The organism is Polaribacter sp. IC073, assembly GCF_007997075.1.
GTDB lineage: Bacteria > Bacteroidota > Bacteroidia > Flavobacteriales > Flavobacteriaceae > Polaribacter.
On record NZ_VORS01000004.1, the window covers coordinates 145,861 to 165,986 of the forward strand.

Consider the following 20,126-nt stretch of genomic DNA (forward strand, 5'->3'; position numbering starts at 1 on the left):
TCTTTGTTACTATTTGTTTTTGATTATTTTTTATGCAATGTCATTTGAATTTTCTTAGATTCAAATCCGTTTTTTTCAAACAACTCAATCGCATCGTTTTTTCTATTGATGTGAAGTGTAATGTTTCCGTTACAATAGTCAATTGCTTCATTTAACAGTTTTGTAGCGATGCCTTTATTTCTAAACTCCTTATGAACAACCAAATAAGCCAACAGATTCTCAGACTGATATTCGCTCATTCCAGTTTTATTGATAATGGTAGCACCAACAATAGTACCTTTATCTTCCACAACAAAAGCATAACCACCTAAACTAGGAATTTCTTTTGCAGCATATAATAGCGATTTTCTTATGGCACTTTTGTCATCTTCACATTTTTCTAAATGTTGGTGTAAAAAATTGGTAATTTTATCTATATATAAGAATGACAACCTTGTATAGGCGTCAAATGTTGTTATAACCATTGTTAATTGATGTAATTTATCTGAAAAGATAAAATGAATAGCTACATAGCTATTTTTCTTTTGAAAAAGATAAAATCTTTTGTCCAAAAAAAAGAGTAATTACTTTTAGTGAAATACTTAAAATAGTGGGTGAGGAGGTATGAATTTTTTAGGTTGATTTCTAAAAACTAAAAAATTAAAATTGAATATCCTAAAGTTACGCTGTTTGTGTATCCTTACTTTCATTCTGCAAAGTTACAAAAATGGTTGCTATGAGCCAAGTTATACAGGGTTTATTAAAAAACCAGTTGGTAAAATTGCGATTGAAACTACTCTTTTCTGCTGTATATTTTTTAATTAAAAGTGAATAAAAAGTGTAAAAGTAGTTGTGATAAATTTTTTCATAATAGTGTTTTAAGAACCTGTAGGTATAGCGAACGAAGCTTTAAAAGTATAATTATTGCTCATTTTTTTAGGATTGATTTTAAATTTGTATTTTTAAGGAATGAATAAAAAATATTTTTACTTATTTTTCTTCGGATTTTTCTTCTTACCTTCCATAAAAGCCCTAAATATTGAAGTAAAAAGTAAGCATTTGCATTTAATTGAAGTAAATAAGCAAGACAATACAATCTTAATTAAAAAGATAAAAGCCAAAATTAAGGCTTTAGAAAAGAAGAGAGCGCGTTTAAAAACGTTAAAAAAATGGTCTGAATTAAAAGAAAAAAATTATGTGTTTGAAGTAAATAAACTAAGAAGTAATCTAGAAAAATTAGGAGAAAGTTCAATAAAAAAACTAGATGCAGGTGAAATTATAAGAAAACTTCAAAAACAATTAAAATTTCTTAATAACGCTAGAGTCAATAAAAATGCTAAAGAAATCTGGACTAAAAAAGACGATGCTATCTACGAGAAAAAGGCAGGTAAATTAATTGACAGTATCATTAAATTGAGAATAAAAAAAGATTAATTTTTTCGCGAACGTGTTTTGTACTTGGTTAAGCCTCTAATTTAGGAAGTAGAAATTGAACAGAAACTTTCAAAGACTCTTACAATGGTCAATTAGTTTTATAATACATTTCTTAATTCGTACCAATATTTATAATTTTTTGTGTTTCTTAAATTACATATCAATTGCAGTTTACAAAAATATTTATCAATAAAATTCATGTTTTTGTCAGTTAAAACAACCTCGAATAGATTGTATTTTGATAATTTTAGTAACCCCTTTATTTTATAAGTATCTTTCTTTTAATAAATTAGTATATTCCTTTCTTAATTATTTGGTTTTTCTACCCCACTTTTCTTTATCTACCTAAAGCTAATAATTTTAAGGGTTTCGATTCCTTTCGTAACCTTAAATATAAGATGTACACCAAGTTGATCAAAAGTCAATTAAATAATACTTTGTTTTTATGTCAGAAATTAATATCTAATGTCCATTTATATCTAATGCTTATAATTTAATCAAATAAGTTTTAAACTTTTTGTTTTTCAATGGTGTTATTTTTTTTACGTGTATTGAATCTCGCTTATAGAAGTCAGCTGTTCTTAATCATTTTATAGGTTTGTTGTATTTCATGTCACCTTTATTGTCTTCAAATTTTAAAATAGATATGTTCTAATTGCTAGCAATTAAAGATATGTTTTTGAGTAGTTTTTTGTAATCAATTCCTTGTAATTTTTAGTTTCATTATTAATTATAAGAATAATAGAATGCTACTTAATACCCCTTAAGTTACTATCTTTTTACTATTTTCTATGAATTTTTTTATCATTCGCATCTATTTTTTGATTCTCACTTAAATAAAGTATCTCATTATTATTGGAATTAAATTTTAATTGGTGTTATATCATTAATAAAAGAAAGTATACTATCTAACTTTTTGTCGCCTTTAAAAGTATTGTAATTTTTATTTTAAATAAAATTCGTCCCTAATTTTATGTAGCTATTATAAATACTTTTCATCTAATAAAAGGTGGAAGCAACATTAAAAAAATATTTTCTGTTATATATTTTTTTAGTCTAGTCTAAAATATTATTTTTGTTAATCTAAAATAGTTTTCATTATGGAGTATGTTATAGAACTATTAGAAGAAAACAAAAAGTACTTGGAAAGAAATGTTATCAAAACAAATCTGATGCAAGTCAACATGCAAAAAGCAACAAAAGATTTTAAAAAGATAAATGAATTAAAAAGAGCTATTAAAATTTTAAAATTTAAAAACAGCAAACAATGAAAATTACACAAACATTACCAGAGCTTCCTTATGCCAAAAATGCACTCAACCCAATTATTACAGAAGAAACGTTTGATTACCATCATGGAAAGCATCATGCGGCTTACGTAAACAATCTTTCTGAACTAGTAAAAGATACTGAATTAATTGATTCAAGTATTGAAGAAATTATTCAAAAAGGATACAGCGAAAACAACGCCGCTTTGTTTAATAATGCTGCACAACATTGGAATCATACTTTTTTCTGGCATTGTCTTTCTCCTAATGGAGGGAAAACTCCAGAGGGAGAAATAGGTGAAATGATAGTACGTGATTTTGGTAGTTTTGAGCAATTCAAAGAACAATTTTCTACTACAGCAATAAAGTTATTTGGTGCTGGTTGGGCTTGGTTGGCACAAGATGAAAAAGGTAAGCTTGAAATTCTACCGATGAAAGATGCTCATACACCACTAACAGAGAATAAAAAGCCGATTCTAACACTAGATGTCTGGGAGCATGCATATTATATTGACTATAGAAATGCTCGACCAAAATTTGTGGAAGGCTTTTGGGACATTGTAAACTGGGATTTTGCAAACAAAAATTTAAAATAAAATGAGTGATAATTGTATGAATCATATAGAAAAACACTGGCAGATATTAACTGTCTCGAACAATGAACTTTTTAACAGAGGAGATTTTGAAGAAGCACTATTAGGTTATAAAGACGCGCTTTATAGGGCAGAGGTGCTGAATAATAATATTTCGGACTGCATCCGTTTAAAAATCCCATATATACAAGTTTATAATATCTCTTGCAATAACTTGGCGAATACTTATGAAGAATTAGGGAACAAAGCAGCAGCAGAGAACATGCTTAAAAGGGTGGTGTATTACCTATTGCAATTAACAGTAAACAAAGAATTAAATATCGATGAATTGCAGTCGGAACTCAAACTAGCTACGTTGGCTTATGTCAACTTTTTAGAAAAAAATAATATTACAGAAGACAAACAAAAAAAAATGATTACCATATTAAAAGAAGAGCTTTTAGAAAATGATTTGATAAAAAGACTATAAGAATAGGAGTATGTTTTTCTTTTTTTGGAAGGCTACACTATAATTTTAAAATGCGAGTTATTATAGTGTTTGCTTTTCAATTGAGTTACTATTTTATTTTTAGACATATATGTATCTAAGTATTATAATTCAGATGGTTTCTATAACTCAACAGTAATCTTACATCGATTTAATGACGTCTGTAAGTAGTTTGTAAAGTTGGTTTTTTGAAGAGAAAATAAACAAGGAAACACCTGTTTTCATTACAAGCTCTCCTTCAAAACAGCAATTTCATCACGTAATTTTGCAGCAACAATAAAGTCTAAATTTTTAGCTGCGGCCTCCATTTGTTTGCGTTTTTCCCTAATTCTTTTTTCTATTTCTTCTTTTGGTAAATACTGTAAATCTTGCTCTGCCGCCACTTGCTTTGCATTGTCATAATGATAACTAGAAACTGCAGACTTTGTTAACGTATCGTCAATTCTTTTGTTAATCTGAGTAGGCGTAATGTTGTGTTTGGTGTTGTACGCAATTTGCTTTTCTCTTCTTCGATCTGTTTCATCAATGGTTTTTTGCATGCTTTTAGTCATTTTATCAGCATATAAAATAGCCAAACCATTTACATTTCTTGCAGCTCTACCAATGGTTTGTGTAAGCGACTTAACATTTCTTAAAAAACCTTCTTTATCAGCATCTAAAATGGCAACTAAAGAGACTTCTGGTAAATCTAAACCTTCACGCAATAAGTTTACACCAATTAGAACATCAAACAAACCTTTACGAAGATCTTGCATGATTTCTACACGCTCTAGAGTGTCTACATCAGAATGAATATATCGACAACGAATATCTACTCTTGTTAGATATTTTGTTAACTCTTCTGCCATCCTTTTTGTAAGTGTAGTGACTAAAGTACGTTCATCTTTTTCTACTCGAATTTGTATTTCTTCAATTAAATCATCTATTTGATTTAAACTTGGGCGCACTTCTATAATCGGATCTAATAAACCAGTAGGTCTAATAATCTGTTCTACAAAAACACCTTCTGTTTTTTCTAATTCATAATCTGCAGGTGTTGCAGAAACAAAAATTGTTTGATTCTGAATGGCTTCAAACTCATCAAATTTTAAAGGACGATTGTCCATTGCTGCGGGCAAACGAAATCCGTATTCTACTAAATTTTCCTTTCTACTTCTATCGCCACCATACATTGCGTGTGTTTGAGGCACAGTAACATGGCTTTCATCAATAATCATTAAATAATCGTCCGGAAAATAGTCTAATAGGCAGAAAGGTCTTGTTCCTGGCAATCTACCATCTAAATATCTCGAATAATTTTCAATTCCAGAACAATAGCCCAATTCACGAATCATTTCTAAATCGAATTCTGTACGTTCTTTGATTCGTTTTGCTTCTAATTGTTTTCCTATTTCATTGAAAAAAGCAACTTGCTTCATCATATCTTCTTGAATTTGATGAATGGCATTTTGTAAAACATCAGGAGAAGTCACAAATAAATTTGCAGGATAAATGCTTAACTCTTCGAATGTATTTATTACTGCGTTACTTTCTAAATCGAACAATTCTATTTCTTCAATTTCATCACCAAAAAAGTGAATTCGATACCCATTATCTCCGTAAGAAGGATAAATGGTTACCACATCTCCTTTTACTTTAAAGGTTCCACTTTTTATTTCATGTTCTGTTCTAGAGTATAAACTTTGTACTAATTGATGTAAAAATTTTGTTCTAGAAATTAATTGGCCAACTTGAACCGGAATTACATTCTTCTTAAATTCAACAGGATTTCCAATACCATACAAACAAGAAACAGAAGCAACGACCAAAACGTCTCTTCTACCAGAAAGGAGGGAAGAAGTGGTGCTCAAACGCAGACGTTCTATATCTTCATTAATAGATAAATCTTTTTCAATATAAGTTCCTGTAACAGGAATGTATGCTTCTGGTTGATAATAATCATAGTAAGAAACAAAATATTCTACGGCATTTTCTGGAAAAAACTGCTTAAATTCTGAATATAATTGGGCTGCCAACGTTTTATTGTGTGCTAAAACTAATGTTGGTTTTTTAACTTCTTTTACAACATTTGCTACGGTAAACGTTTTACCAGAACCTGTTACACCTAATAATGTTTGAAATTTCTCACCAGCAATAATACCTTCAGAAAGTTCTTTAATTGCTTGTGGTTGATCTCCTGTTGGAGAAAATTCTGATACTAATTTGAATTCCATACGGTAAAAATACGGATACTAATTGTAATTCTATTTTCTAATTAAACTAAAATGTCCCGTTTTATTGATAACATTATCATCAATATCTATAATTTCTACTTTAAACCAATAGGTATTAGAAATTTGCATTTTGCCATTAAATGTACCATCCCAACCGGGAGTATTAAAATCTGTTATAGAGCACACAACGCGACCAAGTCTATCAAAAATTTTAATATTTATAGACTTATAAAACTGTGCATCTAGACCATTTATATTCCAATAGTCGTTTTTTCCATCGTTATTTGGCGTAAAAAAATCTTTAACTCCTAAAACGGAAACTTTTTGTTGAATCGGATTTTCACAAGTATTAATATCTCTAACGTAAATAGTTTTAAGACCAGCAACTACCTTTGTAAAAGTGTATGAAGTAGAATTGCTAAAGAAATTTATATTGTCTAAAGAGAATTCATAAGTACTATTTCCAGAAATTTCAACATCAACTATAGAATTGGTTTCATCTTCTGTGTTTACTGTAATGTTAGAAAAAGCAGGTTCATCAGGATTTTTAACTGTAAACTCTTGGGTATTGGTACACTCAATTCCGTTTTCTGTTTTGTAAACAGTTAATGAGAATACACCTGTATTTACCAGCGTGAAATTTTGAGCTGTGCTTTGTATTATTCCTGAACTATTTTTCCATTCGAAGCTATTATTTGTTGCCTCTGCAGAAATGGTTACAGCAGGTTTTAAACTAGGGTTGTAACAAATGGTATAGTTTTCTTGCAAGTTAATGATTGGTTGTGAATTTACAATTACTTTAAAAGACTGAATTCCGCCACAACCTAATGCATTGTCTGCCCTTACCCAAATTGTTTTGGTAGCACTTGTGTACATATCTGGCAGTTCATCTTTGGTTAATTGTGCATTTTCTGAAGAAGCATAAAAACGAAGTGTTGTACTGCTAGGTATACTTAAATCTCGTTGAATACTTTTTCTTTTTTCTGATAATGAAAAAATACCGGTAGAGATTACTGAAGAAGTATCTAAATCATCACACGCATATATATTATCGATAGTATTTAGCTGCACAAAAAGTGTTTCAATTGAAAATTTGGTCGTTTCAGAACATCCATTTTTATTAAAGACCGCTACAATTATTTCCTGCGGATTGCTTTCGTTTTCGAAATTATCAGGATTTAAAATAGGAGAGTTGCTGTTGAAATCAGTACTGTTTTTGTAGAAAACAAGTTCGTTTCCAGAGTCTGTTATTTGTGGTTTTATATCTGTTAAATCGAATAAACTTTTCCCATCATTATCTGTATCACATTGCTTTAAATTTTTTCCGGAGAGCGCAATTGGTAACGGAAAAACTTCTATTTTTTTAAACAGAGTTGTGCTAGAACCACCAAATGTTATGGTTGCTTTTACAGTATATTCTCCCGCAGCGGCATATAAGTGAGAAGGGGTCATTTCGGTAGAAGTAGTGCCATCACCAAAACTCCATGTTACACTTGTTATTGTGGTATAAGCATCAATAGAAAAATTAAAGTTTTCTGAGACACATTTATTTTCGGTAATAATTCTATTTCTAAAATAAGACTGAATAAAGTTTGGCAATCCTTTTTTAGAATAACCAGGAGAGATGTTTAAAAAATTACTTTCATAATTTACCGCTTCACCTTCTTTTTCTGGGTTTCTTATCACATCTAAAAACTCGTTTTCTGGATTTAATTTGTCTGTTTTAGTAATATAAATTTGGCCATTAGAGGCCAATTGCATACTTCTGTAGTTAAAATTATTCGAAAAAGATAGTTGTGTTCTTTTATCTAGTAGAGGGCTTTCAAATAAGTATTGATAAACATAACTATCCTGAGAACCATCATCTCCAGCAAAATATAAATTTTTTGAATCTTGAGAAAACTCTAAACCATAGCTAGAGACAAAAACAAAAATACCAGGAGATGTTCCAAATTTTTGAATAAAAGAAATAGCACCATTCGAGGGATTAAAGTCAAATAAATAAACAAAGGTACCTCCAAAATCTGCCAATGCTATTTTTTTTCCATTAGGTGAAATTTTTAAAGTTCCGACAGAAAATTTTATTTTTTCTTTTTCTGTTAATGTATCTATTTGATACGTTTTAGGGAATTCTATAGCACTTGCTGTTATTTTATAAGTTCTAAAAGTATCTTGCTCAGGGTTTATTGTATTTCCTTTAGAGCCAAAAGCAAGCAACCAAATCGAGTTTCCATCTGTATGGTGTACCGCTGTAATTTTTTCTGTTACAAAATTTGCTAATGTTATATTTTTATTGGTGACTTTCCCGTTAGGAAAACTTGTAGAAATTTCTACTTCAGAATAATACAAACCAGGGGTAAAGCCAGAAGAACTTTCTTTTCTTGTAGTAAAAATGTAATACACAGAATTGCTATTAGGTTTCGGAATAATTAGAGAAGATTGTGTATTGTTTATCTCTCCTGCTAAACCGGTTCCGCCCTCCATAATGTCATTGTTTTTATTCCAAACAGACACACCGTTTGTATAAAATAATAAGTTTCCGTTAGGGTCTGAAATAGATGCGCTACCTGCTGGTGCTTCGATTTTACTATCAGTTAAAACAGTAAGATTTCCTAGATTAAAATTGATACCTCCTTTTTCACCAAAATGCCAATTGTTTGTTTCATTCTGAGAATAGGCAAATAAAAAACTCAATAAAAATAATATGATAATAAAAGAGTTCTTCATAAAGTTTTTATTTTCTTAAAAGAGAAAAATGCCCTGTCTTTTTTCTAATATTCCCACTTATATCAATTAAAATAGCATTATACCAATAATCATTTGATGGAAGTGGTTTTCCGTTATAAGTCCCATTCCAACCAGCATTGGTTTTTAGGTCTATATTCTTTAGATTTTTACCATATCTATCAAAAACCTGGAGTTTTACTTCGCTATAAAAAGTATTCTCTACTCCTAATATTTTCCAAGTATCAAAATAGCCATCTCCGTTTGGTGTAAAATGCCTTTGAAAATAAATGAAAGAAATTTCTTTTGTATTTATAATGCGCCCACAATTATTTCGATCTCTAATATAAACTTTGTTAAGTCCGGGAGGTATGTTTATAAAAGTGTACGATAAATTTTCTGAACCTTTTACAAAACTAGCAAGCGCATTATTATTTAAAGCATATTCATAATCGCCTTTACCAGTCACTTTAATTGTAATTGTATTGTCTGTAGGGTTATCTTGATCGTCTATAAAGGTAATTGATTCTGGTCCTAAAAGTGCTTCATTAGATTCTAAGACGGTAAATGTATTGTAGCCTGTGGTAAAAGAATTATCTGTTGTTATGCTCGTATCATTTTCATAACCTCTAGAAGCTTCAACTCTATATGTTCCTTCTTTATTTGCTTCTAAAATAGCATTTGTTTCACTTGGTAATAAAGTTTCATTTAAATACCAAGCATAAGTGTCGCTAGCAGCGCCTGTATCTGCATCTAAGTTTTCTGTAAATGGCTGTGGAGCATCAATAGGATTGCTTACACAAAGAATTATGGGAGATGGATTACCTTGCGGAATTGGTAAAATGTTTAAAATAAATGTAAACTTCCCAATACTTTCACATGCATTTGTTCCTTTTAAAGATATTCTAACAAAAATTTCATCTTCATTTGCAAATAAATCATCCTCATAAGGAGCTACTATTTTATCATTCTGCAAAGTTGCATCTTCTCTTGTCCTAAAATAACTAAAGTCATGAGAAGTACTTGTTAAAGCACCAGAAGAATTTGCTATTATTTTATTTGTTTTATCATCTAAATTATAAAACGAATTTAAACTACCAAGGCTGCTTCTACTATTAGAAATATTTTTATTTTGGTCTAATTCTGATGAATAAACATTTGAGTAAGAGTCGATACCATACGGATTGACTTTTAGTTCAATTACTATTGTTTGATAGCAGTCAGTATCTACATTTGTAACTTTTGCAACAACTTTATGATTTCCGTTTGTGCTATTAGTTGCTGTAGCGTTAGTGTAGTTGTTTTTTGCAATAGGAGAATTAAAAGAGGTGTCTGTAGTTTCAAAAAACTCAATTTTTACAGTGTCAGATCCTGTATAAATAGCCGTTTCTCTTGTGGTTAGGTTAAAACTGGTAATAAAGTCGTTGGGGTTGCTGTCAAAGTCACACTGTTCATAAACATCAATAATGTTTACTGTTGGTTTTTTATAAAAAACAATTTCAGCGATAGCTTCTAAGTTCCTCTCTCTTCCACAGTTATTTGTATAATTTACTTTTAAAGAATAAATTCCGCCAGTTGTTCTTCCTAGTCCGCCAACGCTAATCTTACGATTTGTCTCGGTAGTTATTAATACATCATCTTTAAACCATTGATATTTTATTGGTTTTGTGGTATCGGCTGTATCATCAAAATCTGTAACAGAATTTATTCCTAACTCTCTAATATCTCCAGAACAAATCGAAAATTCTTCTGTAATTTTAGTACTTGTATCTAAATCGGTTAGGGCAACTTTAAAAAAAGATTGTATAAAAGGAGGAAGTCCTTCTGAGGATATTCTTCCACCTAAACTGACTCCGTTATCAACATAATTTACGTTTATTCCTTCTTCTTCGGGTTTATTAATAACCCCTAAACTAGCTTCTCCACTTCGAGCATAATAAATTTTTGCATCAGGGCCTAGTTGCAAAGCACCTCTATAACCCGACCAAGAAGTTATTGTATTTTTAGAGTTATTAATGTCATTAAGGGTATTTTCGGTTAGATTGTATTGAAAAATATATGAAGCACTACGACGACCACCTTGGTTGTTACCACCTGTAGAAATATAAAGTTTATTACTGCTTTGAGAAAATTCAGCACCATAGCTACTCTCTCCATTAACATTTAGTATTTTCTTATTACTAATTGTACCTGTGGTAGTGTTAAAGTCGTACAGTAAACAGTTTTCACTTTGACTTGTTATTACTAATTTTGTACCATCAGGTGAAATTTTTAAACTACCTCTAGCTCCAATTTCAGTTGAAGATAAAAAAGATATGGCAGGGTTATTAAAAGCAACACCATCTCTAGTTACTTTGTAAGAATACAATTCTTTTTCTGAAGTAGAAATTATCCAAAACTCATCACTTTTATTAGACTCAATGGCTGTTACTCTCTCTGTCCATAAACGTTGGTTTCCATTGTTTAAGTCTACAGGGCCATCAATTACACTTCCTAAACCGGCATTTGTATTTAAGTCTATAGTATAATAGAAAAAACCAGGATTACGACTATTACCAACAACAAATAGGTAGTATAAGTTTTTATTAATAGGGTTTGGCACAAATAAAGCAGATTGTGCGCTAGAAGAGTTTCCTAATAATCCAGAGCCACCTGGCATAACATTATGGTCTTTATTCCAAACGGTTGTACCGTCTGAATAAAACAATAACTCGCCATTACTCTTAGAAATGGTAGAACAACCTTCATCTGTATTTAATTTACCATTCGCAAGCGCTAAAGGGTTGCAGCCAGTAAAATCTAATCCCGCATTGTTACCAAAATACCAAAAATTAGCTTCTTTTTGAGAAAATACATTTAATGTAATAAATAGTAATAAAAACGATAAAATATTCTTCATTTGATGGTATTTCTTTTCTTAACATCAAATATATTTAAAAAGTATTATAAATCCCTCTTTTTTAACAGTGCGAAAGACAAATAGATAAAGATAAACGTCCAAACAGAGACAATTACAATTGTAGAAAATTCTACAGCATAACTTTTAGTAAACGTTTCACCTATTTGGTTTGCAACAGATCTTACGGCACCTAATCTTGTAAAAGGTTCTTTTATTAAATTAGACATAGACTCGAAAGGAAGAAACTGTATTACAGCATCTACTTTTTCGCTGGTATTTTCTGCGTTTTTAAAACTCCAAAATAAGTATCCTTTGAAAATATTTTCCGCAAAAAACCAAACCACCATTGCACCAACTGCAAAAGCAGATCTTTTAACTAAAATACCGAAGAATAATCCCATAGAAAAGAAAGCTACTAATTTGATGAAAAAGGCGAAAAGATATTGTAAATCGGATGTTATGATGGCGAATTCATTATAATCTGAATAAGACAAACCTAATATTAATGAGACAACAAAAACAAAAAGTGTAGAGACGAGCGCAAAAACAACTACCGTGTAAAATTTAGAAAGAATAAACTCCTTTTTACTTAAACCATCAATCAAATTCTGTTTTAAAGTCTTGTAGCTATATTCATTCGCCATCATAGAAACAATAACTAAGAGTAAAAAGAACTTTAAAATTGCCGCCACATAGGTGTTAAAGTGCCAGATATAAGGGAAATTGAAGATTCCTATTTCTGCCAAATGAAATTTAATTGGGCCAACGTCAAACTTAACTGCAGCGATTAATGCAATACAAGTTAACAAGCCGAAGTAAATTAGCGACAAAATTTTACTTGCTTTGTTGTGTCTTAATTTATGAAACTCTATGGTTAATAATCTTAACATGCTATTTTATGATTTTATTGAAGGAGTTCTAGACAACGCTCGAACCGGTATTTTTAATTAATTGTTGTTTGTTAAATCTAAGAATTGTTGCTCTAAACTTGGTTTACGTTTTACCAAATGACTTAAAACAATGCCTTTATTAAATAAAAATGTATTTAGCTCTGCAGATGAAATTACATCATTTAAAGTAGCAATAATAGTTTCGTGATCTTTGGTTACTTTATTTATAGAAGGATGTTTTTCTAACTCAGCCAACAATATTTCTTCATTTTCATCAACCTTTAGCTCAAACAAACCATTAGAAGCCGTCATTTCATCGACTCTACCACTGTATAATTTTACACCTTCTCTAATAACAACTACATGAGAACACACTTTTTCAACTTCATCTAGTAGGTGAGAAGCTAATAAAATAGTAGTTCCTCTGCTTGCAATTTCGTTTATAATTTGTCTAATTTCATGAATTCCTTGAGGATCTAGACCATTTGTAGGTTCATCTAAAATTAAAATTTCAGGATCATTTAACAATGCAGAAGCAATAGCCAAACGTTGTTTCATACCTAAAGAGAAGGTACTAAATTTACTGTTTTTTCTATCGTAAAGATTTACTGTTTTTAATTTCTCATCAATTTTTTCTGCGGATATTCCTTTGATTGTACAAATTAGTTTTAGATTTTGCACTGCAGTCATGTATGGATAAAAATTAGGTCGCTCTATAATTGCACCTACTTTTTTTAAAGCTTCATGGGTAGATAATTTTCCGTTAAACCAAGAAAATTCGCCAGAAGTTCTGTTTACTACATTTAAGATAATGCCTAAAGTGGTAGATTTTCCACTTCCGTTAGGGCCTAATATTCCGTATACATTTCCTTTTTTAATATCAAAAGAAAGATTGTTTACAGCATGAATAGCGCCGTATTTTTTATCGAGGTTTTTAAGAGATAAGATAGTTTCCAAAGAAATTGTGTTTAGTCGGTTATGAATGTAAGACGGCTAATTTACAATTTTGTTACTGGAAATTTTTTATTTGTTTCTGTGATTGACTGTTTAATTGTGTATAAAAAATTAGTGAAAGCTCGATAATTAAGTAACTAGCAAGAAACAATTACACGAATAAACAGTTTAACAACTACATATTTTTTTAATATTCATTGTAATCGAAATCATCATCAAAATGACCGTATTCGTCATCGATATCTTCCTCATCACCAAAACCATCATCTAATTTCTCTGCAACAAATTCTTTTTCGGGAGCTTCACTAGGTATTTCACCAACGGTAAGGATAATTTGTGGCAAACCCTCTTTTTTTCCTGAAGAAATTTCAATCACATCCACATAGAAAGTCCACATTTTTAAGAAATCGTACACATAAATTAGCTTGTCGTTTTCTTCTGGTAAAGAGTCATTTAAAATGCAAGTTTGCATAGAAATACCTTCGCCAACTTCTTCCATATTAAACAAAGGAATCTCTTCACCTTGATTCCATTCTTCATCAGTTCTGTAAAAAGAAGCCATTTCTCGACCTCCAAAACCGAAGGATTTGGCAATTGTTAGGTGTAATTCTTCTAAATTTAAGTTGTCTTCAACCAAAATTGTTCTAATTACATCTTCTTTTGTGTCTAAAATTACGCGTATTTTGTACATAGAATGCTTTAACTTTTCAGTTGCAAAAATACAATTTTTTATACGTATTTTTACATATTAAATAATTGATTATGGATAAAACTAGCATTTTAAAAGCATTTAACAAGCGTTCTAAAAATACGCTAATGGAAACTCTTGATATTGAATATGTTGCTATTGGAGATGATTTTTTAACTGCAAAAATGCCTGTAAACTCAAGAGTTTACCAACCTTATGGGCAATTACATGGTGGCGCAACTGCAGCTTTAGCGGAGAGTGTTGGTAGTGCGGCTTCCAACTTTTTTATCGATAGTGAAACACAGTTTATAAACGGAATTCAATTATCTATAAACCATATAAAAAGTAAACGAGATGGTGTTGTTTTTGCTACTGCAAAGAATATTCATAAAGGTAAAAGCACGCATTTATGGGAAGTAACAATTGTAGACGAAGAAGATCGTTTAATTTCGGTTGCAAAAATGACCAATATTGTTTTAGAAATTCGTAAAAAATAACTTTTAGTTTTGAATAAATTATTCGATAAAATTACTACTCAATACAGTAATCACTTACCTTTTGTAGCGTATAGAAAGCCAAATGAGAAAAATGTTGCTGCTTTTTTTATGTCAGATTCAGTATTAAATTTTGTTTCAGACTTTAAAGAAAAAGGGTTTGTTTTTGCTCCTTTTAATAGTGATGAAAAAGCCATTTTATTTCCAGAAGAAAAAGCATTAACTTTTTCGGAAGCGGTAATATTAGCCCCTTGTAATTTAATGAGTGAAGCTTTTAATGCCCATACTTCATCTAAAGATAAACACTTACAAATTGTTAAAAAAGCAATTGATAGAATTAATGCGGGCGATTTACAGAAAGTTGTAATTTCTAGAGAAGAGGTTGTGCATGTTTCTGATTTTGAGTTACTAGAAGTCTATAAAAAACTACTATCTACTTATAAAAATGCCTTTGTATATGTTTGGTTTCATCCAAAAGTAGGACTTTGGTTTGGTGCAACACCAGAAACTTTGTTAAATTTAGAAGGCACTTCTTTTAAAACAATGTCTTTGGCAGGAACGCAAATTTATAAAGAAAACCAAACTGCAATCTGGAGATCTAAAGAATTAGAAGAGCAGCAATTAGTAACTAATTTTATAGAAAATCAGTTAGAAGAAATTGCTACTAATTTAGAAATTGATAAAACAGAAACTGTTAGAGCAGGAAACTTGTTGCATTTAAGGACAAAGGTTTCTGGGGATTTAGAAAGTTCTTCAAACCTAGAAAAATTAATTAGAGCTTTACACCCAACACCAGCAGTTTGTGGTTTGCCAAGAGAAAACGCTAAGAAATTTATTTTTGAAAATGAAAACTACAATCGAAGTTTTTATACGGGTTTTTTAGGTGAATTAAACCTCAAAAAGGCAGCGGGAAATAAAAAAAGTTCGGCCCTTTTTGTAAATTTACGTTGCATGAAGATTGAAAACAATACAGCTTCTATTTTTGTTGGTGGCGGAATTACAAAAGACAGCAATGCAGAGAAAGAGTGGGAAGAAACAGTTTCTAAAGCTAAAACAATGAAAAGAGTTTTGTAAAGAATTCTATTTAGAAATTAAATAACATCAAAAAACCGCAAATAGTAAATTTGCGGTTTTTATTTTTTTGTGTAAAATTGAATTTGAATTGAAATTTCTTAATGCAACTTTTTTAATCATAAAAGGTGCTTACAAAAACAGTATAAAACTGTTATATATCGTCAAAAGAAACGTCTGTAAAACTTTCTGTAGAAGTGGTTTCTTCTGCATCTATTTTTGTGTCTTCTTTCTTAAAATCTTTTTGATGACGTTCGCTAATTACTTCGTCTCCTTTTTCATTAATAATATAATCTGTCGCTTTCTTTAGCATTTCATGAAAGTCTGTAAAATCTTCTTTATACAAGTAAATTTTATGTTTTTGATAGTGAAAAGTACCATCATCATGTGTAAATTTCTTACTTTCTGTAACTGTTAGATAGTAATCGTCTGCTTTTGTTGCTCTTACATCAAAAAAATACGTTCTTCTTCCAGCTCTTAATACCTGTGAAAAAATTTCTTCCTGTTCAACTCTCTCTGCCATGTTCTTTAAAAATAGTAGTTATATGTAATTAATTATAGTAACAAATCTAACAAAATATTTTACGTAGCAATGTTAAAGATTAATTTTCTTTTTCTAAAAGTTGCTGCTCGTATAAATCTTTATAGTATCCTTCTTGTGTTATTAGTTGATTATGAGTGCCTTGTTGTATAATTTGACCTTCGTCTAAAACAATAATTTTATCAGCATTCTTAGCTGAAGAAACTCTGTGGCTAATTATAAAGGTAGTTTTATTTTTAGAAACTTTCTTTAAATTAGCTAAAATTCTTTCTTCTGTTTCTGTATCGACAGCAGATAAACAATCATCAAAAATTAATATTTTAGGATTCTTTATAATCGCTCTAGCAATAGATACACGTTGCTTTTGTCCGCCAGAAAGTGTGACACCACGTTCTCCTAAAATAGTTTGATATCCGTTAGGAAAATCGATAATATTCTCATGAACCACCGCATCTTTAGCTGCTTGTATAATTTCTTCTTGGGTAGCGTCTTCTTTACCAAATTTTATATTGTTACCAATACTTTCAGAAAATAAAAACGGATCTTGAGGTACAAAACCAATCTGATTTCTAATATCATTTAAATTAGTGGTTTCAATTTCGATACCATCAAGAAGAATAACACCTTGTTTTGTATCGTATAATCTTGCAATTAATTCTATAATAGTAGATTTACCAGACCCTGTTTTTCCAAGAATTGCTACAGTTTCGCCTGCTTCTACAACAAAAGAAATGTTTTTTAAAGCGGTAATATTTGTATCATCATATGTAAAAGTAACATTTTTAAAAGCTACTTTTCCTTTTAGTAATGTAGGTTCTGTATTTTTATTTTGTATTTCTGGTACTTGTTCTAAAAATTCATTAATTCTTGCTTGAGAAACTTCTGCTTGTTGCACCATGGAAGTAACCCAGCCTACAACAGCAACTGGCCACGTTAAAATATTTACGTATAACATAAATTCAATAATAGTTCCTATTTGAATTTCGCCGTTGATATATTGATGGCCACCAACATACACTACAATAAGATTACTTAGACCAATTAATAAAATCATCAACGGAAAAAATAATGCGTTTGCTTGCTGAAGGTGGATGTTCTTTTCTTTGCTCTTGTCTGCAATTGCATCAAAATCTTTAATAATAGAATTTTCGATTCCGTATGATTTTACAACACTAATTCCCGAGAAAAATTCTTGATTAAAAGTAGTTAATTTTGATAAATATTCCTGAACAATGCTACTTCTTTTATGAATAACCTTACTTAAAACAAAAATTAAAACAGATAAAACAGGAAAAGGAAGCAAGGTGTACATGGTTAATTTCACATCGATATTTATCATCTGTGTAAATCCAACAGCTATAAGAACAATCATATTCATGGTGTGCATAAGCGCGGGCCCAACATACATTCTTACTTTAGAAACGTCTTCAGAAATACGGTTCATTAAATCTCCTGTTCTATTTTTCTTATAGAAATTAAGGGATAATCTTTGGTATTGTTGATAGATTTCGTTCTTTAAATCGAATTCTATTAACCGAGATGTAACAATAATAGTTTGTCGCATTAAAAAAGTAAAAAAACCAGCTAAAACGGCAACACCAACAATTATTAGAACATTTATTAAAAGCTCGTGTTCTACAGCTTCTATATCTGTAATGATTCCGTTTTGGTAATCTTCAACAATATTTAAAGAATCGCCAACAATTTGCGGAACTTTAAGTGCTAATAATTTTGATAAAATGGTGATTAAGATACCAATTAATAATCGCCATTTGTACTTTACAAAGTATTTATTTATATATTTTAGAGCCTTCAATGCAGTTATGAAATTTAAGAAATAAAATTACAATTTATAGGATCTATCTTTCTTTATTTTCTGTTAAATTAAAGAAATAAGTATGCTATTTTCAAGCACGAAGATACATTTTTATAAATAATATGAATCGTTTTTAACCCGTACTAAATCATTAAAATAAAAACCGAAAAGAAATTAAAATAGATACACCTTTAGAAGTAAAATAATATTATTTTTGTGGCTGGTTAGAAACAAAAAAATCATCGTGATTTATTTAATAAAAGTTCTTTATAAAAATGATTAACAGAAGACATATTCGAGTTAAAGTAATGCAATCTGTGTACGCAATGTTGCAATCTCATAATGATGACATCATTAGAGAAGAAAAGTTTTTAAAACATAGTGTCTTAAAAATGTTTGATTTATATGTCTTAAACATTCAGTTGCTAGTAGAAGTACAGAAATTAGCAGCAAAAAAAATGGCGCTTTCTAAGAAGAAAATTCTTGCTACAGCTGCAGATTTAAAACCCAATACAAAATTTATTGACAACAAATTAATTAATACAATTGCAGAAAGTGTCAGTTTAGAGGGGTATATCGAGTTAAATAACTTGAGAAATTGGGAAGAAAATGATGAGTATGTGAAAATTATTTTTGATGAATTGCAACAAAGCGATTTATATAAAAAATATTTAGCTACAGAAGAAGATTCATCTAAGATAGACAAAGCTTTTGTTTTAGATTTCTTTAGAGAAATTATAGCTCCGAATGAAAAGTTAGCAGAATATTATGAAGACAAGATGATTTCTTGGGTAGATGATATTCCTTTTGTGAATACTTGGGTTGTAAAAACGTTAAGTAAACAAAAAGCAACTGGCTTGTTTGTTTTAGGTTCTCTGTATAAAGACAAAGATGATGAAGACTTTGTGTCTCAATTGTTTAGAAAAACAGTTTTAAAGCAAGCAGAATACGAGCAGTATGTTGAAGACAAGACACCAAACTGGGAATCTGATAGGATTGCAGAAATAGACATGATTTTAATAAAAATGTCTATAACAGAGTTTATGAATTTCCCTTCTATACCAACAAGAGTAACTATTAATGAATATATAGAAATCTCTAAAGACTACTCGACAGCTAAAAGTAGTTATTTTATAAATGGAGTTTTAGATAAAATTTCTAAAGAGTTTATTGCCAACGAAAAAATTGTTAAAATTGGCAGAGGACTTATATAATATGATATAAACTAAGATTAATTTATTATTTTTACAAAAAATAGATTTATAATGAAAAAAATAACATTTTTATTCGCATTTGTAGTAGTAGCAACATTTATAGTTTCTTGTGGAAACGGAAACGCATCTACAAAAATTAATAAAGAAAACCTAGATACTGCTAAATCTAGAGATGCAGAAATTAAAAAAGGAGTTGCTTCTATTTCTTTAGATAAAAGAGAGTATGATTTTGGTACTGTAAATGAAGGAGATATTGTAGAAACGTTGTTTAAAGTAACCAATTCTGGTAAAACAGATTTAGTAATTACAAACGCTACAGGTTCTTGTGGTTGTACGGTTCCTGTGTGGCCTAAAGCACCAATTAAACCAGGAGAAACAGGTGAAGTTGCCGTGAAATTTAACACTTCTGGGAAGCCAAACAGACAAATGAAAACAGTTACTTTAACTACCAATACAGAATCTGGTAGAGAAGTATTAACACTTAGAGGTTCTGTAACACCTAAAGCAAAATTATAATAATGTTCAATTCAATTTTTTTACAATTCGATTCAAGCAGTTTAACAAGTATGTTGCCTTTTGCAGCTATGATTTTAGTCTTATATTTTTTTATGATAAGACCACAAATGAATCGTCAGAAGAAAGAAAAAGCTTTTCAGGCAGAAATAAAAACAGGAACTAAAGTAATAACTTCTAGTGGTATTCATGGTAAAATTACTGATGTTAATAATACAGACAATACAATTACAATAGAAACAGGAGCAGGCAAAATTAAATTTGAACGTTCTGCAATTTCTATGGAATTAAGTAAAAAACTTTTAGCGCCAGTTAAAAAATAATTTACTAATTACTTTATATTAAAAG

17 protein-coding genes are annotated in these 20,126 nt (G+C 30.1%); 8 read left to right on the top strand and 9 right to left on the bottom strand.

Translation table 11 applies throughout. The annotated features are described in order from the left end of the window. Positions 1-23 precede the first annotated feature (23 nt). Complete coding sequence (locus ES045_RS07610) at positions 24-464, bottom strand: GNAT family N-acetyltransferase (protein WP_147114911.1); 441 nt, start codon at positions 462-464, stop codon at positions 24-26. Between the two features lie 484 nt (positions 465-948). Here ES045_RS07610 and ES045_RS07615 point away from each other — a divergent pair, with 484 nt between their 5' ends. The 3 genes from ES045_RS07615 (at position 949) to ES045_RS07625 (ending at position 3,743) form a co-directional block, all read left to right on the top strand. Continuing rightward, positions 949-1,413 (top strand): hypothetical protein, encoded by a 465-nt coding sequence (locus tag ES045_RS07615; RefSeq protein WP_147114914.1) that lies wholly within the window; start codon positions 949-951, stop codon positions 1,411-1,413. Positions 1,414-2,680: 1,267 nt separating this feature from the next. Further along, positions 2,681-3,277, top strand: a complete 597-nt coding sequence (locus ES045_RS07620; RefSeq protein ID WP_147114916.1) for a superoxide dismutase — start codon at positions 2,681-2,683, stop codon at positions 3,275-3,277. A 1-nt stretch (position 3,278) separates the two neighbouring features. After that, positions 3,279-3,743 carry a tetratricopeptide repeat protein gene (locus ES045_RS07625; protein WP_147114919.1) on the top strand — a complete coding sequence of 155 codons (465 nt, stop codon included), beginning with the start codon at positions 3,279-3,281 and terminating at the stop codon, positions 3,741-3,743. Positions 3,744-3,985: 242 nt separating this feature from the next. On the opposite strand, the gene uvrB is transcribed toward ES045_RS07625, so the two are convergent. The 6 genes from uvrB to ES045_RS07655 form a co-directional block, all read right to left on the bottom strand. Next, positions 3,986-5,974 (bottom strand): excinuclease ABC subunit UvrB, encoded by a 1,989-nt coding sequence (gene uvrB, locus ES045_RS07630; RefSeq protein WP_147114922.1) that lies wholly within the window; start codon positions 5,972-5,974, stop codon positions 3,986-3,988. A gap of 30 nt (positions 5,975-6,004) precedes the next feature. Beyond that, positions 6,005-8,701 (bottom strand): T9SS type B sorting domain-containing protein, encoded by a 2,697-nt coding sequence (locus tag ES045_RS07635; RefSeq protein WP_147114925.1) that lies wholly within the window; start codon positions 8,699-8,701, stop codon positions 6,005-6,007. Between the two features lie 7 nt (positions 8,702-8,708). Beyond that, a complete protein-coding gene (locus ES045_RS07640; protein WP_147114927.1) occupies positions 8,709-11,597 on the bottom strand; it encodes a T9SS type B sorting domain-containing protein in 2,889 nt (962 codons plus the stop codon). 44 nt (positions 11,598-11,641) lie between these two features. After that, on the bottom strand, positions 11,642-12,487 hold the full coding sequence (locus ES045_RS07645) for an ABC transporter permease (RefSeq protein ID WP_147114930.1): 846 nt from the start codon (positions 12,485-12,487) through the stop codon (positions 11,642-11,644). Positions 12,488-12,544: 57 nt separating this feature from the next. Further along, entirely contained in the window at positions 12,545-13,444 is a 900-nt protein-coding gene (locus ES045_RS07650; RefSeq protein WP_147114933.1) for an ABC transporter ATP-binding protein, read from the bottom strand. A gap of 184 nt (positions 13,445-13,628) precedes the next feature. Further along, positions 13,629-14,132, bottom strand: a complete 504-nt coding sequence (locus ES045_RS07655) for an IS1096 element passenger TnpR family protein (protein WP_147114935.1) — start codon at positions 14,130-14,132, stop codon at positions 13,629-13,631. Positions 14,133-14,203: 71 nt separating this feature from the next. Here ES045_RS07655 and ES045_RS07660 point away from each other — a divergent pair, with 71 nt between their 5' ends. After that, positions 14,204-14,626, top strand: coding sequence for a PaaI family thioesterase (locus ES045_RS07660; protein WP_147114938.1), 423 nt, complete (start codon positions 14,204-14,206; stop codon positions 14,624-14,626). A 9-nt stretch (positions 14,627-14,635) separates the two neighbouring features. Further along, entirely contained in the window at positions 14,636-15,697 is a 1,062-nt protein-coding gene (locus ES045_RS07665; RefSeq protein ID WP_223267204.1) for a chorismate-binding protein, read from the top strand. 151 nt (positions 15,698-15,848) lie between these two features. On the opposite strand, the gene ES045_RS07670 is transcribed toward ES045_RS07665, so the two are convergent. Together ES045_RS07670 and ES045_RS07675 are read right to left on the bottom strand one after the other, a co-directional pair. After that, positions 15,849-16,217 carry a PUR family DNA/RNA-binding protein gene (locus ES045_RS07670; protein WP_147114941.1) on the bottom strand — a complete coding sequence of 123 codons (369 nt, stop codon included), beginning with the start codon at positions 16,215-16,217 and terminating at the stop codon, positions 15,849-15,851. A 79-nt stretch (positions 16,218-16,296) separates the two neighbouring features. Further along, a complete protein-coding gene (locus tag ES045_RS07675; RefSeq protein ID WP_147114943.1) occupies positions 16,297-18,051 on the bottom strand; it encodes an ABC transporter ATP-binding protein in 1,755 nt (584 codons plus the stop codon). A 275-nt stretch (positions 18,052-18,326) separates the two neighbouring features. Between ES045_RS07675 and nusB the strand changes: the two genes are divergently transcribed. Genes nusB through yajC form a run of 3 tightly spaced genes read left to right on the top strand, consistent with a single transcriptional unit; the run spans position 18,327 to position 20,101 of the window. Then, the gene (nusB, locus tag ES045_RS07680; RefSeq protein ID WP_147114946.1) at positions 18,327-19,265 is read left to right on the top strand and encodes a transcription antitermination factor NusB; all 939 of its coding nucleotides are present in this window, start codon (positions 18,327-18,329) and stop codon (positions 19,263-19,265) included. A 51-nt stretch (positions 19,266-19,316) separates the two neighbouring features. After that, a complete protein-coding gene (locus tag ES045_RS07685) occupies positions 19,317-19,781 on the top strand; it encodes a DUF1573 domain-containing protein (RefSeq protein ID WP_147114950.1) in 465 nt (154 codons plus the stop codon). A 2-nt stretch (positions 19,782-19,783) separates the two neighbouring features. After that, on the top strand, positions 19,784-20,101 hold the full coding sequence (gene yajC, locus ES045_RS07690; protein ID WP_147114953.1) for a preprotein translocase subunit YajC: 318 nt from the start codon (positions 19,784-19,786) through the stop codon (positions 20,099-20,101). Positions 20,102-20,126 lie beyond the last annotated feature (25 nt).

Excerpts from the sequence above, each read along its gene's own strand:
- ES045_RS07610 (WP_147114911.1), bottom strand. The coding sequence starts at position 464 with ATGGTTATAACAACATTTGACGCCTATACAAGGTTGTCATTCTTATAT.
- ES045_RS07615 (WP_147114914.1), top strand. The coding sequence starts at position 949 with ATGAATAAAAAATATTTTTACTTATTTTTCTTCGGATTTTTCTTCTTA.
- ES045_RS07620 (WP_147114916.1), top strand. The coding sequence starts at position 2,681 with ATGAAAATTACACAAACATTACCAGAGCTTCCTTATGCCAAAAATGCA.
- ES045_RS07625 (WP_147114919.1), top strand. The coding sequence starts at position 3,279 with ATGAGTGATAATTGTATGAATCATATAGAAAAACACTGGCAGATATTA.
- uvrB (WP_147114922.1), bottom strand. The coding sequence starts at position 5,974 with ATGGAATTCAAATTAGTATCAGAATTTTCTCCAACAGGAGATCAACCA.
- ES045_RS07635 (WP_147114925.1), bottom strand. The coding sequence starts at position 8,701 with ATGAAGAACTCTTTTATTATCATATTATTTTTATTGAGTTTTTTATTT.
- ES045_RS07640 (WP_147114927.1), bottom strand. The coding sequence starts at position 11,597 with ATGAAGAATATTTTATCGTTTTTATTACTATTTATTACATTAAATGTA.
- ES045_RS07645 (WP_147114930.1), bottom strand. The coding sequence starts at position 12,487 with ATGTTAAGATTATTAACCATAGAGTTTCATAAATTAAGACACAACAAA.
- ES045_RS07655 (WP_147114935.1), bottom strand. The coding sequence starts at position 14,132 with ATGTACAAAATACGCGTAATTTTAGACACAAAAGAAGATGTAATTAGA.
- ES045_RS07660 (WP_147114938.1), top strand. The coding sequence starts at position 14,204 with ATGGATAAAACTAGCATTTTAAAAGCATTTAACAAGCGTTCTAAAAAT.
- ES045_RS07670 (WP_147114941.1), bottom strand. The coding sequence starts at position 16,217 with ATGGCAGAGAGAGTTGAACAGGAAGAAATTTTTTCACAGGTATTAAGA.
- nusB (WP_147114946.1), top strand. The coding sequence starts at position 18,327 with ATGATTAACAGAAGACATATTCGAGTTAAAGTAATGCAATCTGTGTAC.
- ES045_RS07685 (WP_147114950.1), top strand. The coding sequence starts at position 19,317 with ATGAAAAAAATAACATTTTTATTCGCATTTGTAGTAGTAGCAACATTT.
- yajC (WP_147114953.1), top strand. The coding sequence starts at position 19,784 with ATGTTCAATTCAATTTTTTTACAATTCGATTCAAGCAGTTTAACAAGT.